Genomic DNA, 16682 nt, shown 5'->3' with positions numbered 1-16682 from the left:
TCTCGCCGCATGAGCTTGAGCGCTATGTCGTCTATCCCTATGTCGTCTACCCTTATGTCACCTGTCATTGAAGCGATTAAACAAAGTTATCAAACCCATATCAACCCGCACCCCAAGGCTGCTGCTAAAATTTGTATTGCGTGCAGTGGCGGGCAAGACTCGATGGCATTACTGTTCGCCTGTCAGCAGCTACAACTACCGATTCATGTGATTCATATCAATCATAAATTGCAAAAAATCAGTGATGACTGGCAACAACTCGTAGAAGCCTATTGCCACAAGCACCACATCGACTATGACAGCGTTTGTATCGATTGGCAATCGCAGCAAATTTATGCCGCCAATAGCAAAATCAGCCAAGAAAAACAAGTCGGCACACAACAAGTCAATGAACAACAAGCCAGAACCGCCCGCTATCGTGCCATCATACAGATTGCAGGCGAAAACGCTATTGTTGCCTTAGCGCATCACGCCAATGATCAGGTGGAGACCTTGTTGATGAACCTATGCCAAGGGACAGGGTTGGCAGGGCTGACAGGCATGACGGCGTTTGGGGTGCAGCACGAATTTGGCACACCCATCTGGTTATGGCGTCCGTTGCTCGGGATAACGCGTGATGAGATTAGCGACTTTGTAGCAGCGCAACATATCCCTCATGTCGATGATCCTACCAATTTTGGCGTAGCTAATCAGCGCGCTTTTTTACGTAATCAGATTTTGCCACTCCTTGATGAGCGCTTCCATAAGCTAGTGCAAAATATCACCCGCACTCAGCAAAACCTAACCGAAGCGCAGCGTATAGTCGAAGAGCAATATCAACAAGATTTGGCGCTATGCCAGTGGTCAAATGGCTGGACAAGTCATCAGCAATGTTTGCATATCCTTAATCTACAATCATTGAGCCAAGCAAGACGCTTTAACCTATTGCATCATTGGGTCAAAGGCTCACAAAAATTTGCCCCAACTCGGCAATGGATTGTACAAATTGAGCAGTTACTACAATCAGCGCAAACAGACCAGCAAGCCATTTTGCAGTGGCAGGGGATTGAAATTAGAAAATACCGCGATACGTTATACCGCCTTGATGCCGATTATGTAAAGGCGATTCATGGCAAATCAGATAACAGGGTATTAGTCAATTTGACCGCTGATGTGGGATTATCTGTGGGGCTATCTTTAGAATTGGCGCTTGCTAGCAGAGCCGTGTTGCCAAATGAGTCTTTTCAATTATTGTCACAATCTTTTCACCAATCGTTTAAAAAATTGTGCCAACGATTTGATATTCCTAGCTGGGAGCGACAATTTGCCAAAGTGGTCATCCTGCACGACAATAAAGAAAAGGCGCTCATTGCATCCCAAATACCAAAACGGTTCGCTTTATTATTGCCGAATATTAGTGTTTGGCTGGCAGATGCCGGTGAGCTGAATTTGGCTACCCAAGCGCCTTGTCCGTGGCAATTGGTTTGGAGAGACAGTCTTGATAGTAAATGTCATTGATTAAGACTGTCATAGACTGAGACTATATAACCAGCAATAATCTCTTGAATTTGCGCCATGTACACCAATTAACGCTGTAAATTTGTCATCAAAATTTGCAGTAGGTATGGTAGACTTATTTGCGAATAACAGCGAGGGCGTACCCTTTAACTGCTTTCGTCACCCCACAAAAAATGACTATAAAGGACATCTATGGCAACCACAACTTTTCTTAATATCGCATTTATTGGTGGCGGTAATATGGCATCGGCGCTCATCGCAGGGCTATTAGCAAAAGGTCAGCCAAGTAGCCTGCTGCATGTGGTAGAGACCGATGCCGAGAAGTTAGCGGATTTTCAAGCCCAAGGGTTAAATACCTACAATGCGAGCAATATCGACGATACCAAGCACGCCATCGAAAAAGCTGATGTGGTCGTGCTCGCTGTTAAACCACAGGTCATTAAAGATGTACTACTGCCAGTCAAAGACAGCTGGGGCGAGCAAGTGGTTATTTCAATTGCCGCAGGGATTGGTACCGATAGTTTAGCCCAATGGTTGGGGCCGCAAGTTAAGCTAGTGCGGGCGATGCCAAATACCCCTGCGATGATTCAAATGGGGGCTACAGGCTTGTACGCGACAGCAGCGGTTAGCGAGGCGGAGCAACACCTTGCGCAGCAAGTGATGTCCGCAGCAGGACTGGTGTTATGGGTAGATGACGAAGAGCTACTGCACGCTGTGACCGCTATCTCAGGGTCAGCGCCTGCGTATTTCTTTTATATGTTAGAAAACATGATTGCCACGGGTGAAAAATTGGGGCTGACCCAAACCCAAGCCACGGCTTTGGCAATGCAAACGGCATTGGGCTCAGCGCAAATGGCATTGACCAGTCATGATACGCCAGCTGAGCTGCGTCGCAAAGTGACCTCGCCCAATGGCACTACCCAAGCGGCAATTGAAGTAATGGATGACAAAAAAATGCATCAAATTATTGCCGACGCCATGCTAGCATGTGAACAGCGCTCGCGTGAGCTAAGTCAAGCGTTTGGCAAATAACTCGACTTTGGCTATAACATTGGCTACAACAGCAAATTTTAATTGACTATCTTAAGACTCACCGTTAACAAGTGTGTAAGCAGCAAATAAGGATAAAAACAGGGCATGACTAATCTTTTGGCAGGGTTGTTTGATATCGTCGTCGCGGCGGCGATGATACTGGTTTTCTTTCGATTTATGCTACAGTTCGCTGGAATTACTGCAAAGGATGCGTTTGCCAAACCCATTTATCGTATGACACGCATTGTCGATGTGTTTGGACGTATTTTCCCAACCCTTGGCGATGGCAGAATCAATACCGCAAGTTTGGTGCTGCTGTTTTTGCTGCGGATGATTTTTATTTGGGGCGTGCTTGGCATGATGCGCATTGATAGTCAAAATATTGGGCTGTTCTATATGCCAGAGGTGAACTTAGCCATGGTTGATTATCTATCGCGGCATTTTTCACCTGTCATGATGTTTTTTGTGGCGGCCGTGACCTTGCTGATTGATTTTTTAAGAATGTGTCAGTACATCATTATTGGCTCGTTTATCGGGGGTTGGGTGATGCTTTTTACCCAAAAAATGCCAGCAATTTTTGGACTGCTCACCTTGCTTAGTGAGCCAATTATTCAGCCGTTTCGCAAAGTATTACCTGCCACAGGCATGCTTGATTTAGCACCTATGCTGGGTTTTTTCTTGATTATTTTACTAGAAACCTTGGTGCAAACCGTAGGGGTTTATTTATTAACCCTCTAGTCTATCCCAAACGACGATTAAATGAGTAAGCTTTAAAGCAGGGGGCTGAACAGGCGAATAGCGTTGTCCAAGAATTTTGCCCCAAAGCTACGCTGCTTCCATCCATCGCGCTGTAATGGCTCACTTTGTTGCAGATATTCATGCTGGCAAGTGAGCATTTGCTGGGTCATGGTACGATTATAAATCGCCATACTCACCTCCATATTCAGATAAAAACTGCGCATATCCATATTGACGGTACCAAATAAGCAATAATCGTCATCCACGCACAAAATCTTGGCGTGTAGCAAGCCTGCATTGAACAAATAAATCTGCACCCCTGCTGACAACAGCGGCTCAAAATAAGCCTGTGAAGCAAACCGTACCAATAGCGAATCTACTTTTTTGGGTACATTTAAAATCACCTTGACCCCACGCTTGGCAGCGGTAGTGATGGCAAGCAGCAGCGCATCATCTGGCACAAAATAAGGCGTGGTAATAACCACTTGTTTTTTGGCGGCAAAAATCGCACACACCAAGGTTTCGTAGATGACATGCCCCGTTAATTCTGGCGCCGATGGAATCAGCTGCAAGCTGACTTGACTCACCGATGGGTAAGCTTGTAGGTTGCTTTGCAGCGGCAAAATGTTGAGCAGTGGCGGCTTAGGGGCACCAGTGTTAGCGTTTTGACCTACACCGCGAGAGCTAGTCACGTGTTGTAATTTGCGATGATGCAGCTTTGAGGTGCCAATATACAGCGACTTGGTAAAGCGATTAACGATTTTTTCAAGGCTTGAAAAATTGGCGTTGGTTTCTGCGCTGATATCCGTGGTCGTGACAAGTGACATGGCTTTTACCGAATTGACGGTATCATGACTTTCCACCCTTATCATGACATCAATCCATTTGCCGACATGCTCGTTTTGTTTGAAAAAATCGGGGTCGATTAAATTAAAACTTCCTGTATAGCCATAGCAATTGTCAAAAATAGCCAGTTTACGATGATTGCGGATATCAATGCGTTTGACAATGGTTTTGAACAAACCCACGGGCAGCGACTCATGCACAAAGACATCAGCGTCTCTCAATTTTTGCACCCATTGACTACGAAAAAACGCATGACTGCCAACGCTATCAGCGAGCAAATGCACGGATACGCCGCGCTGGCTAGCCTCCATCAAGGCTTCCAATAACTCAATCACCCGGCCTTGTGGCGACACAATATAAAACTCCAGCAAAATCATCGTGTTTGCCGCACGGATATCGGCTAATAAACTGGCAAAAATATGGTCAGCGTCTGTCATTAGCGTCAGCGTATGATGGTCATACACGCCAAGCCCAGTTTTTAGTAAGGCGATATTGCTCAGTTGCCGTGCTTCGGTGTCTAAATTTTTGGAAATTTCATTAAAATCAATCTGCTGGGCGTTGGCAAAGTCACGCAGTAATTTTTGCGCCATCAAACTACGCTTACGGTACTGATGCCCAATATTGATTTCACCAAATAACATATAACCGATGATGCCAACAACAGGCAGGGCAAATAACACCGCAATCCAAGCAATTGCTACGCTTTGGTGGCGCTGCTGTTGAATAACCCGCACAACTAGCCAAAGCGTGATGAGAAAATGGGCGATAACACCTAGCTGCAATAGCAACGTCTTGACAATCGACCACTCCAATAATAACCCCATACTAGCTTGCCTAACCCAGCATTGAGGTGTAATGAAAGCGCTTGGGAATTCTTTGACCATGAGGGTGGACAATATCAGCGACTTTGAGCACGTGTTGTGTCCAAATATCTGCGCATTGTACCGCTGTCACAAGCTCATCACCCAGTGCCAAACGACCTGCGATATAACTTGCTAGACTACAGCCTGAGCCATGATATTCACCCGCCAGTCTTGGCAAAATCGCTTGGTATGCCAGTCGGCAGGTTTGGTTGTCATTAACGTATAAATACTGCTCGATACCAGAGGCTTGGCTATCGTGAGACGTCTTGACTAGCACTGCTTTGGCACCTTGCTGGCACAAATCTTTGGCGGCAGCGTGTAAATTGTCGATGCCTGTCAAATCACGCAGTTCAATGCTGTTAGGGGTCATTAGGGTCGCAAAAGGGGTCAACTGGGCAAAGGCAGCCACCAAGGTGTCTTTGTCACCTAACGCACCGTCACTGTTGGCCACCAGCACCGGGTCAAGCACATACGGCGTATCTTTTGCAATACTGCCATCGGTGAAAAGCTGCGCGAGCATTGCAATATTGTCAGTGGTGCCAAGCATCCCTGACTTGATAGCTTTGACAGGCAAATCATTGAGCACCGCCAGTGCTTGCGCCTTTACCAGCTCACTTGCGCATGCCTCAAACCCAAAAACTTGCTGTGAACTTTGAACCGTCACTGCGGTACAGGCAATCGCTGCATGACTCCCTGCTTGTCCAATCGACTCAATATCCGCCTGCAAGCCTGCGCCGCCTGATGGATCTAACCCCGAAAAACACAATACAGTGGGGCGCAGTGTCATGCTGGGTGCTAAAATAGGGGCAAGGGTAGCAGGGGTTGACATAAGATTCTCACAGGCTGGTTATCAATCCTCATAAAGGATTGGTTAAATGGTTTTTTTAATCATTACTTTCAAACAGATTATCACATAACGACTGGGTTGTTATAGGTAGGCACGGTGCCACTGCCAAGGTGCTGCAATTATTCTCACATAATTTTTTTAAAAAGTCTTGCAAATTTGGATTGGTTTGTTATAATGCCCACCCACAATACTTGAGGTTAATGGCGACATTGACTAAAATTATTGTACGGTGTTATAGATAAGTAAGACCAATTCGGTGACGTGGGTGAGTGGCTGAAACCACAGCCCTGCTAAGGCTGCATACGGGAAACTGTATCGAGGGTTCGAATCCCTCCGTCACCGCCATTTATCAAATCAAAATTAATTTTAAAATTATTTAAAATAAAGTTTGACAAAATAAATACTCTAACTTATAATGGCGCCCACTTCAAACGAAGACATTAGTTAAGCGCTTGTAGCTCAGTTGGATAGAGCATCAGGCTACGAACTTGAGGGTCGGGGGTTCGACTCCCTCCAAGCGCACCACTAATTACTTTGTTAAAATTAATCGCCACTCTTTGAGTTTAGGCGATTTTTTTATGTCTTATTTTTTTATACCTCATATCACTCGGCGGGTTATTTTACCGTTAGTCCTTCCTTGTTTGCCAAAGTTGCCTAAAGCATTTTCATCCTATTTATGTTTATCTGAGTTATGTTTATCCCAGTTATATTTATCAAAGTCATGCGCTGATGGGTCTGTAGTTAGCGTTTGAGTCATAGCGTTTTGGTTGTATTTAGGCTACAATTTCGCTTAATTACTACTATCATTCGCCCGCCATACCTATGCCTAAGACCAAGACCCCAATGTTAAAAACAACTGAGACCAACAGCCAGCCACAATCTCTACAATCAGCGCCATTGCCAGAACAACAACCAATGATGGCAAAAGCGGCTATTCGGCTGATTGCTATGTTGTATGATGGTATGTTGATTTTGGCGATGCTATTTTTTGTGCAGATGCTGCTAATTGTATTGGGGACTAAACTGCTAGGTTTGGCAGGGACGGATATGAAGCAAGCGGCGACATTACCGCTATGGTATCGAAATATTGTGCAAATCCCTGCCTTTGTGATTATCTTGGTCGGGTTTTATGGGATATTTTGGCGTAAGGCAGGGCAGACGCTTGGGATGCAGACTTGGCGGCTCAAAACCATGAACCGTGATGGCTCATTGCTAAGTTGGCGGCAATCGATGATGCGGATATTAGCCGCGTGTTTATTGCCAGTGGTCTGCGGGATGATAGGCTATCTTATCCACCAGTCGGTGGGCGCGCTGTATTTTAGTATGTTTATCGGGCTGTTGTTTAATTATTGGTTTGCATGGGTCAATAAGCAAGGACTGGCGCTACATGATTTGCTGTCAAACACCGTGACCATGAAAATGCCAAAAATTAACCATGAAGGCTTGTTTGCTGGGTTTAGAAAGAAATAATTACTTGTCTCTCGCCCACAACCAGTCCGCTAAATCTACCAAATAATTATCTTCACCAAATTCTTCAATAACTGCATTTTTAGCCGTATCAAACAGACTTTGGGCGTAATCTTTAGCTTTTTCGACACCTAACAATTTCACATAAGTGGATTTATCCAATTTTTCATCACTACCCGCAGGTTTGCCAAGCTGCTTGGTATCGGCAGTCACATCTAAAATATCATCTTGTACTTGAAAAGCCAAACCAATCTGCTGGGCAAAGCTATTGAGTGCTTGGCGCTCGCTGTCAGTCGCGTTGGCGCAGATGGCACCCATCAATACTGACGCTTCAATGAGCGCGCCTGTTTTGTCACGGTGAATAGCTTCAAGCTCAGTTTGGCTAAGCTGTTGGTGCTCGCCATTTAAATCCAGCATTTGTCCCATGACCATCCGCCGTGCCCGTGGCGCAAACGTGGCAGAAAGTGGGGTAGCAAACTCACTGTTTTCACCAAAATACGTATGGGTCAGGGCTTCAAATGCCAAGGTCTGTAGCACGTCACCGGCAAGCATGGCAGCAGCTTCACCATAGGCGATATGGGTGGTAGGGCGACCTCGGCGCAGCGCATCATCATCCATACAAGGCAAGTCATCATGCACCAGCGAATAGCCGTGCAGACACTCCACCGCCATCATGGCACGGCGCACGTCATTAGATAATTGATGGGATGGGTGGGCAAGACTATTATCGGTTTTTACCGTGGCAAAAGTTGCTGCAACCAGTAAAGGACGTACTCGTTTGCCGCCATTGGTCATCGCGTATAGGCTTGCTTCATGCAGCGGCGAGGGTAACTTGCAGGCTTGGAGGTAGGCTGTGATATCCGATTCTAGATGGTCAATGACTTGGCGCGAAAAAGCAGTAAATTCCATAATCAATTCTTTTGTATATGTTAAAATTTTGAGCAATAAAAAAGCTGCCCCCATTAAGGTTGAGCAGCCTTTTTGCAAAATGGCGCAACAAGTTTAACCCATTAGTCTAGGAAATTAAAGCTATCTAAATCCATCGCCATTAACTCGCTTGGTGTCAACATGCTCTCTGAGTGACCTGATGCGCGTGGCAATAGTTTTTCAAAATAGAACTCAGCTGTTTTGATTTTGGCTTCATAGAATTCTTTGGTTTCGCTGCCGCCATTTTTGAGTTTTTCATACGCTACCGCTGCCATACGTGCCCAGTGATAGCCCATGATGACGTAGCCTGAGTACATTAAATAATCATCAGATGCCGCTGAAACGATTTCACGGTCTTTACGGGCCGTCAACATGATACGTGTGGTAAGGGTATTCCACTCTGCACAGTATTTGGTCAATTCCCAAACAAATTTACGCATGCCTTTGTCTAGTGCATATTCACTACACCATTTCATGATATTGGCGGTGTAATCAAGCAGCACTTTGCCTTTGGATTGGATTAACACTTTACGACCTAATAGGTCGAGCGCTTGTACGCCTGTAGTACCTTCATACAAGGTTGAGATACGTGCGTCACGGGCGATTTGTTCCATGCCCCATTCTTTGATGTAGCCATGACCACCGTAGATTTGCATACCATGTTTGGCGCATTCAATGCTTAGTTCAGTTAAGAAGCCTTTGAGTATTGGGGTATAAAAGCCCAATTTATCATCCCATTTGTGGAACTCAGCATCGTCACCGAGCATCGCTCCTTCAAACATTTTGTCAGCATAGCGTGATGCGTGATAAATCATCGAGCGCGCGCCTTCTGAGAAGGCTTTTTGGGTGAGTAGCATGCGCGCAACATCGGCATGATGGATAATCGCATCAGCCACTTGGTTTGGCTCTTTGGTACCGGATAGGGTACGCATTGAGCGGCGTTCTTTGGCGTAGGGCAATGAGTTTTGGAAAGCCAATTCCATATGCGCTAAACCTTCCATACCTGTGCCTAGGCGGGCAGTGTTCATAAAGGTAAACATGGCTTTTAAGCCTTTATTCGGCTCACCGATTAAATAGCCTGTCGCATTATCAAAGTTGAGTACCGCAGTGGCTGAGGCTTTGATACCCATTTTGTGCTCAATTGAGCCACAGTTAACGGGATTACGCTCACCAATATCACCGTTTTCTGTGACCAAGAATTTTGGCACGATAAATAACGAAATACCCTTGGTACCTTCAGGCGCATCGGGTAAGCGTGCTAATACGATATGCACGATATTTTCTGTTAGGTCATGTTCACCGGCTGAAATAAAGATTTTGGTACCACTAATCTTATAAGTACCATCCTCTTGTGGGATTGCTTTGGTTTTAACTTGACCCAAGTCGGTACCACATTGTGGCTCAGTCAAACACATGGTGCCCGACCAACGACCTTCTACCAAGGCTGGCATATAAGTGGCTTTTTGCTCGGGGGTGCCATATTGCATGATGGTATTCATACAGCCCACCGACAGCCCTGGATACATGGCAAATGCCCAGTTTGCCGTACCCATCATTTCACTTTTGATGAGGTTGACTGACATTGGCATATTTAAGCCACCAAATTCTTCAGGAAACGGTATGGCTTGATACCCAGCTTCAACGAACATATCATAAGCTTCTTTAAAGCCTTTTGGCGTGGTGACAACACCCTTGTCAAAATGGCAGCCTTCAGCATCGCCTGATTGGTACAGTGGCATCAAGACATTGCTACAATAATCTGCAAAGCTCTCAAGCATCATATCCACGGTTTCAGGATCGGCATTTTCACCAGATTTTAAGGTTTTATAGTGTTCGGGGTAATTAAATACTTCATTGGTTAAAAAGCGAATATCACGCAGGGGGGCTTTATATGATAATGGCATACGCTGAAATCCTTTTAATAGGCTATTAACTAAGATAAAAAGGGAAAGGTAAAAATAAGTCCGCCCAGTATAAAGGTATTTGCCACTAAAAGCCTCAAATCATAATAAATATTCATAAATAATACTAATTATCATAAAATTATTTTATGATTTTGTAGTGCAAAGCGCTGCATGGACAAGAATGCAACAATTACCAACTACCTTAAACTCACTCGTTTTATTTAAACTTTACCAAAGATATTAAACCACCAAACGTATTGAAAAATCATTTGTGAGTCACTCTTGCCAAATCTTCCCAATCCATCTCCTAATCCATCGCTCCCTGACACGTCGACACTGCCAGCCAAACCTGCACCGATATCACTTAACAAACGTGAGCGCGGCGCCGTGCTGTGGTCAATTATCAAAAAACTATCCGTTTTTGCAAAACCTTATCACTCATTAATCATAGCGACGCTGCTACTTACGGTGATTGGTTCATTTGCCGCGCAGGTTAATGCTTTTGTACTGCGTTACACGGTCGATCATTTGACCGAGATTCTCAAACTCAGCGAGCCGTGGCAGGAAGGTGCAAAACTGCTCACGACTATTAGCATCGTGCTACTGCTCAAAGAACTGTTGTACGCGGCAATCAGCTTTGGACAGCGCTATTTTGGTGAAAAAATCCGCATTAATTTATCCCGGGATTTATCGCAAAAAGTCGTGGCGCGTATTTTAAGTTACCGCATGGGGTTTTATACCCATCCTGATAACGACAGTGGTAAGCTGCAGACGCGCATTGATTTGGGTGTCAGTAGTCTGACGCGTTTGGTGCAAAACTTTTTTATTGATATGTTGCCGTTATTTGCCAATGCGATTGTAGCGCTGGTAGTGATGTTTAGCGCCAATGTGTGGGTGGGGATGGTAGGGCTGGTGATTGTGCCGATTTATTTTTATATCAGTCAAAAACAAGCCACGCGTTTGCAAGGCTTTCGTCGGCAGATGCGCCACTACCGGGAGAGCAAAAGTGAGCAAATCATTTCGCTCATTAACGCTATCACTGTGATCAAATCCTTTGTCCGCGAGCCGATTGAAGCGCAAAAACATTTTGCCATTCAAAAAGAGATGACCGATAACCAACTCAAAACGCGCGGTATTGGCTTTGGTTATGATGCACTCAAAAGCTTTATCGAGCAGATTGGTGTCGTGGCGATTATTATTTTAACGGCGTATTTTGTGCTTGATGGGCAGATGACCATTGGCATGATTATGTTTCATGTGTTGTTGTTTCAAAACGTGGCATCGCCGATTCGCCAGTTGCATCGTATCTACGATGAGGTCAATGATGCGCTGACTTATGCTGAAGGGTTTTTTGATATTTTGGAAGATGATAGCCAAATCGAAGTGGTAGGCGGTGTCAATCCTGCGACGGTGCAGGGCGATATCGAACTTCAGCACGTGGATTTTGTTTATCCCAACGGCAACCAAGCCTTGCAGGATGTCAGCTTTCGCATTCGGCGCAACCGAATTACCGCGTTGGTCGGGCTGAGTGGCGCAGGTAAAAGCACCATTATCAATCTGTTGGTAAAATTTTATCAGCCCACGCAGGGGCGAATCTTGCTCGATGGCAAGGATTTGCAAGACTATGATACCCATGAGCTACGCCAACAAATCGGTTTGGTGTTGCAAAAAAACCATATTTTTGGCGGGACTATTGAAGAAAATATTCGTTATGGCGATTTAACTGCTAGCCAAGCCCAGATTGAGCAGGCAGCAATACAAGCCTCTATTCATGAACAAATCACCCAGCTGCCTAAAGGCTACCAAAGCGAAGCCAAATCCTTGTCAGGTGGACAGCAGCAGCGTATTGCACTGGCACGTATGTTTCTCAAAAATCCGCCAATTGTCTTTTTGGACGAACCGACCGCAAGTCTGGATGCCATTGCCAGCCAGCAAATCAAGCGCAGTTTGGATTTAATCAAACAAAACCGCACGGTGATTATCGTGTCGCACAATATCGCGCAGATTATTGACGCTGATGATTTGGTGGTCATCGAGCAAGGGCGCGTGGTGGAGACAGGTACGCATGATGAACTGTATCGCAAGCAAGGCAAATACTATGAGATTTTTAATGCCATGTCCGATAGTTTAAATCTTGATAAAATTACCCAAACGTTAGACAGCCATTAATTTCGGGTTCATCATGTAGGCTTAGCATGCGCACTGGTAGCGCTAAGCGTATTAACGCCGTAACCCTGCTGACTTAAATTTATGCTACCATAACTGTTTTGTCATATTCACCCAAAAAGTTAGTCAATACTCATGGAATCTCAAGTCTTAAAAATATTTTTGGCACTGGTGGTACTGGTCAATCCATTTGCTGCCTTATCGTTATTTATTGATATCACCAAAAACGCCAATCGACAACAAACTCGCAAAGTTGCGCTGATTTCAGCCATTACCGTGTTTGTGACCATCGCGATATTTTCGTTGGCAGGCGAGCCTATTTTAAAGGTATTGGGGATTTCGCTTGGATCATTTCGTATCGCAGGCGGTATCTTGGTATTGATTATTGCCATTGGCATGATGAATGGCGCTGGCAATGTTGCCAAACCGCATGTCGGCAAGTCAGGGGATTTAAATGGCGTGGCGTTTCAAGGGGCGGCGTCTGCCGTGGTGCCGTTGACGATTCCGATGGTGATTGGTCCGGGTGGGATTTCTACCGTGATTATTTATGCCGCGAGCGGGCATAGTTATTTTAATATGCTAGCGATTATCACTGCAGGTTTGATTATCAGTATTATCACTTATCTAAGCTTTATGGCAGCGGGTCAGGTGAGTCGTTTTTTAGGTGATACCGGGCTTAATGTGCTCAATCGTATCATGGGGATGCTACTTGCGGCCGTTGCGGTGGAGATTTTTGTTGGCGGCTTAAAAAGTGTATTTCCGCAGTTGCTGTAAGTTCAATGGTTCGCTAAACAATCTATCACAGCAACCCTTAAGCATTAAGCATTGTAGTCGCTGTGTTAATATCATAAATTATGCTTGATTTTTACCGTTAAAGCCGCCATTTTAATAATCATGCAATATGCCAAACCCTGTTAATAAGCTGTCAACAAGCTTCTAAAAAGATGCAAAGCGTTAAACCATGCTTACGTTGATTAAAGCGATATGACAGGGTGACTAACAGGTTGATTACCCTAGCTCGTAAGATAGTTATTAAGGTAGTAACCAAATTAGTCACTGGGGCGGATAAAAGATTGAGGAGCGACGATGCAAAAAGATACAAAATCAGATTACCAAAGCCTACTGCAAGCGGCAAAGGATGCCAAAGCAGAAGCGATGATGCTAGAATTTGTCGAGCAAGATGATGGCAAGATGGTACTACGTACCTCGAATGATGAGTCAGAAGACTTGGTTAGCATTGAATTTTCTGACAAAGTGAAAGAACTGTTGGGGGATGATACGCAGTTGATTGGTCAAAGCATGATTCATGCTGCCATTCAAACCTTAATGCAAAAGCAGCTCTCGCAGTGGCATGCCAATGTGTATGACGAAGAACCCGTGCATTATAGTTAATGCGTAAAGCCTATTCATTGGTTTGTTGAACCTATAAGACTAAAGCCTTATGGGTTTTTTTGTGCTTGGATTTTTTATTTGTGGGCAAATCCTTTATAATTAGCCATAATTTTTCTTCTGTGTTTCACTTATCAAAAAGAGCCGCCACCATGCCTATGCAAACCGCCAATTTTTATACCATCAATCATTCCAATTATCCTATCAAAACCATTGGGATTTTAGGTGGCGGACAGCTGGGTATGATGTTGGCGCAAGCGGCGTTGCCACTCGGTATCCGCTGCGTGTTTTTGGAGGATAGTGACAATTGCCCCGCACGCTTACTGGGCAAAGTGTTTAGTAGCGAGCAATTTGAAGATTTTGCCCAAAGCTGTGATATTTTTACTTTAGAGTTTGAAAACACCCCGCTCAAACCTGCCCAGTTTTTGGAATCGACCAAAACCTTGTACCCATCGTCATTTGCGCTATCAGTGGCACAAGATCGGTTAAATGAAAAAAACTTGTTTAACCAATTAGATATCGCCACCGTGCCTTTTATGGCAGTGCATAGCAAAGCCGATATCCAAGCGGCTGCCGCCAAATTGGGGCTACCCTTGGTGCTCAAAACCACACGCGGGGGCTATGATGGCAAAGGGCAGTTTGTGGTCAAATCCGCTGACCAAATCGACACCGCGTGGGCAGAACTTGGTGACGCAACCAAAACAGCGCCGCTCATTGCCGAAGGCTTTATTCACTTTGAGCGCGAAGTATCTATCATTGCAGTGCGCGCCCAAAACGGTGAAATCCGCTATTATCCGCTCGTGCAAAATGAACATAGCAATGGTATTTTAGCCAAATCAACCGCACCAGCACCGAACGTCGAGCAATTGACCGAACAAGCCCAAAGTAATATCAAAAAATTGCTCGAACATTTAAACTATGTGGGCGTGTTGACGTTAGAATTATTTGTGACTTCTGAAGGCGGCGCTGAAAAATTGCTTGCCAATGAAATCGCACCCCGCGTGCACAACTCAGGGCACTGGAGTATTGAAGGCGCGGTAACCAGTCAATTTGAAAATCATATGCGTGCGGTGGCAGGGTTGCCATTGGGAGACACATCCATCGTCAAACCTTCTGTCATGCTGAACGTCATCGGAGAGTACCCAAAACTGGACGAAGTCCTAGCCATCTCTGGCGTGCACGTGCACAATTATGATAAAGAAGAGCGCGAAGGTCGCAAAATCGCTCATATCACTGTCATGCCGAGCGATAGCAGTCAACTGGATAACACGGTTGCGCAAGTGGTTGCAAAATTACCCAATAAATTGTCTGACTAAAGCCATGTGACTAAGGCTATGTTTCAGCAAAAACACCGCACTCATGGCGGTGTTTTTTTAGCCTAAAAATACCTTGTTTTTCAAAAACTTTGCTTTGCAAGAGTAGTCTTCACCAACTGACACTTTGATAGTTTTTGCTTGTTAGCTGTCATCAATTATCCTTTTATTATTACGGATAAAAGATAGTGATAAACAGTAAAAGCCGCAATCATCCGTGAGGTTGCGCATAGTCAAATCAAACGGCGATTAAAGTTTGACATTACCCAATTTCTCCTCATCAATTTGCAACTCGTTGGCAATCTCACTCACCGTTTGGCGATTGGTGCGGTCAAGGTAAGTTTGTGCGCGGTCAACTTCTTGGGTAAGTACATTGAGCGTTTGCTGCATATTGCCCAGTGCTTTGACTTTAAAGGCGTCAATCGCATGCATGGTCTCATAGATGTGATTAAAGGATTTTTGCAGTTTTTCCAAGTCCACTGAACTGCCACTGGCTTGCTCATGCACTTGCGTGGTTTGGCGTTTGAGCATGACTGACGTTGATTCAATCAAACTACTGGTCGTTGAGTTAAGCGCATTGATTTGGTCGAGCACCAGTTTTTGACTGCTCAGCGCTTGTGAAACCATCACCGCAGTACGCAGCGCAGCAATCGTTGTTGTCGTGGCACGATCAACGCCTTTGATAAGCTCTAAGTTGTTTTTGCGAATCATATCAAGCGCCAAATACCCTTGGATGTTCACCGCCAGTTGGGTCAAAAAATCCATGTTTTTTTGGCGAACATAAAACAACAGTTCTTCTTTGACCACGCGTGCTTTTTCAGGGTCAGTGGTTTCAAGCTCACCGATTTTGTGCTCAAGGCGTTCGTCAATTTTTTGACCGACATAAATATATTGACGGAGCGACTGCATGAGTGCCCACATATTGACCTTTTCTTGCTCAATGCTGGCATTGTCTTTCATCAGCTCATCTTTGCCGTGATACAGGCTTTCGATGATGGCATTGATATGGGTTTGCGAAGATTGGTATTTGCGAAAATAATCTTGCACGGATTTGCCCATCGGGATAATGCCCAAAAATTTGCGTGGACTTGACAGTGAACCTTGGCGGCTTGGATCTAACTCTTCGACCACGCTGCGTAGCTCAGTCAAGGATTTGGCAATCGGGGAGTTGTCAAATAAGGCTTTATCCATGCTTTTGGCGGGACGATCGAGCATGCGATTTGCAATCTGCGCGGAAGCGCGAATTTCGGCACTACCAAGCTGATGAATGGCGTTGATTTTCTCATCGAATACAGACGTGTTGACAGGGGTTTGTAATACATGCATCACAAAATCGTGCACTTTGGCATCAAGTTCAGGCACTTTGGTTAGGTCAAGCTTGACCATTTGGTCGGCTTCGTCTTGCGGCACAACGGCAACGGGTTGCGGCGCTTCAAGGCTGATGACAGGGCTGGTTTCTGGCGGGGTGAGTTCTGGCATGATATATCCTTGAGTTGTCTATATGGGTATTTGTATATTAACTTGCCTTTTAATTTGTCTTTGTATTTTAGCGGTTTGAGCTAACGCTAGTTTGATTATCTTGGTGAATTATTTCATTTGTTGTTCTATTTAGGTAATCATTTTTTCCATGCGCGTTTGACGAATGATTTTTATGATTTATCGCATGATGCGACGTCAGTATGACAGCTTGACA

Annotated in this window: 13 protein-coding genes and 2 tRNA genes; 10 read left to right on the top strand and 5 right to left on the bottom strand. The window is 44.9% G+C overall.

Annotated elements, in window-relative coordinates; translation table 11 throughout:
- Positions 1 to 24: 24 nt before the first annotated feature.
- The 3 genes from tilS (at position 25) to ACAM39_RS09475 (ending at position 3267) form a co-directional block, all read left to right on the top strand.
- Entirely contained in the window at positions 25 to 1497 is a 1473-nt protein-coding gene (gene tilS, locus ACAM39_RS09485; RefSeq protein ID WP_369627496.1) for a tRNA lysidine(34) synthetase TilS, read from the top strand.
- Positions 1498 to 1689: 192 nt separating this feature from the next.
- Positions 1690 to 2529 (top strand): pyrroline-5-carboxylate reductase, encoded by an 840-nt coding sequence (gene proC / locus ACAM39_RS09480; RefSeq protein WP_369627495.1) that lies wholly within the window; start codon positions 1690 to 1692, stop codon positions 2527 to 2529.
- Positions 2530 to 2634: 105 nt separating this feature from the next.
- A complete protein-coding gene (locus ACAM39_RS09475; RefSeq protein ID WP_050324582.1) occupies positions 2635 to 3267 on the top strand; it encodes a YggT family protein in 633 nt (210 codons plus the stop codon).
- A 32-nt stretch (positions 3268 to 3299) separates the two neighbouring features.
- On the opposite strand, the gene ACAM39_RS09470 is transcribed toward ACAM39_RS09475, so the two are convergent.
- Entirely contained in the window at positions 3300 to 4937 is a 1638-nt protein-coding gene (locus ACAM39_RS09470; protein WP_369627494.1) for a phospholipase D-like domain-containing protein, read from the bottom strand.
- 10 nt (positions 4938 to 4947) lie between these two features.
- Positions 4948 to 5757 carry a hydroxymethylpyrimidine/phosphomethylpyrimidine kinase gene (locus ACAM39_RS09465; protein WP_369628601.1) on the bottom strand — a complete coding sequence of 270 codons (810 nt, stop codon included), beginning with the start codon at positions 5755 to 5757 and terminating at the stop codon, positions 4948 to 4950.
- Positions 5758 to 6078: 321 nt separating this feature from the next.
- Between ACAM39_RS09465 and ACAM39_RS09460 the strand changes: the two genes are divergently transcribed.
- From ACAM39_RS09460 to ACAM39_RS09450, 3 genes are all read left to right on the top strand, one after another.
- Positions 6079 to 6168 (top strand) — tRNA-Ser (locus tag ACAM39_RS09460).
- 103 nt (positions 6169 to 6271) lie between these two features.
- Positions 6272 to 6348 (top strand) — tRNA-Arg (locus tag ACAM39_RS09455).
- Between the two features lie 318 nt (positions 6349 to 6666).
- Positions 6667 to 7293 (top strand): RDD family protein, encoded by a 627-nt coding sequence (locus tag ACAM39_RS09450; protein WP_369627493.1) that lies wholly within the window; start codon positions 6667 to 6669, stop codon positions 7291 to 7293.
- On the opposite strand, the gene ACAM39_RS09445 is transcribed toward ACAM39_RS09450, so the two are convergent.
- Positions 7294 to 8199: a polyprenyl synthetase family protein gene (locus ACAM39_RS09445; RefSeq protein WP_369627492.1), complete on the bottom strand. Its 906-nt coding sequence runs from the start codon at positions 8197 to 8199 to the stop codon at positions 7294 to 7296.
- Positions 8200 to 8300: 101 nt separating this feature from the next.
- Positions 8301 to 10121 (bottom strand): acyl-CoA dehydrogenase C-terminal domain-containing protein, encoded by a 1821-nt coding sequence (locus ACAM39_RS09440; RefSeq protein ID WP_369627491.1) that lies wholly within the window; start codon positions 10119 to 10121, stop codon positions 8301 to 8303.
- Positions 10122 to 10508: 387 nt separating this feature from the next.
- On the opposite strand from ACAM39_RS09440, the gene ACAM39_RS09435 reads away from it, so the two are divergent.
- From ACAM39_RS09435 to ACAM39_RS09420, 4 genes are all read left to right on the top strand, one after another.
- Entirely contained in the window at positions 10509 to 12290 is a 1782-nt protein-coding gene (locus ACAM39_RS09435) for an ABC transporter ATP-binding protein (RefSeq protein ID WP_369628600.1), read from the top strand.
- 132 nt (positions 12291 to 12422) lie between these two features.
- Positions 12423 to 13061 (top strand): MarC family protein, encoded by a 639-nt coding sequence (locus ACAM39_RS09430; protein WP_095356628.1) that lies wholly within the window; start codon positions 12423 to 12425, stop codon positions 13059 to 13061.
- A gap of 312 nt (positions 13062 to 13373) precedes the next feature.
- A complete protein-coding gene (locus ACAM39_RS09425; RefSeq protein ID WP_083102070.1) occupies positions 13374 to 13679 on the top strand; it encodes a hypothetical protein in 306 nt (101 codons plus the stop codon).
- 155 nt (positions 13680 to 13834) lie between these two features.
- On the top strand, positions 13835 to 14992 hold the full coding sequence (locus ACAM39_RS09420; RefSeq protein WP_369628599.1) for a 5-(carboxyamino)imidazole ribonucleotide synthase: 1158 nt from the start codon (positions 13835 to 13837) through the stop codon (positions 14990 to 14992).
- A 246-nt stretch (positions 14993 to 15238) separates the two neighbouring features.
- On the opposite strand, the gene ACAM39_RS09415 is transcribed toward ACAM39_RS09420, so the two are convergent.
- Positions 15239 to 16468, bottom strand: a complete 1230-nt coding sequence (locus tag ACAM39_RS09415) for a toxic anion resistance protein (protein ID WP_369627490.1) — start codon at positions 16466 to 16468, stop codon at positions 15239 to 15241.
- Positions 16469 to 16682 lie beyond the last annotated feature (214 nt).

Source organism: Moraxella sp. K02 (assembly GCF_041154755.1).
In the GTDB taxonomy this organism is placed as follows: Bacteria; Pseudomonadota; Gammaproteobacteria; order Pseudomonadales; family Moraxellaceae; genus Faucicola.
This window is presented reverse-complemented; position numbering and strand designations above follow the sequence as displayed.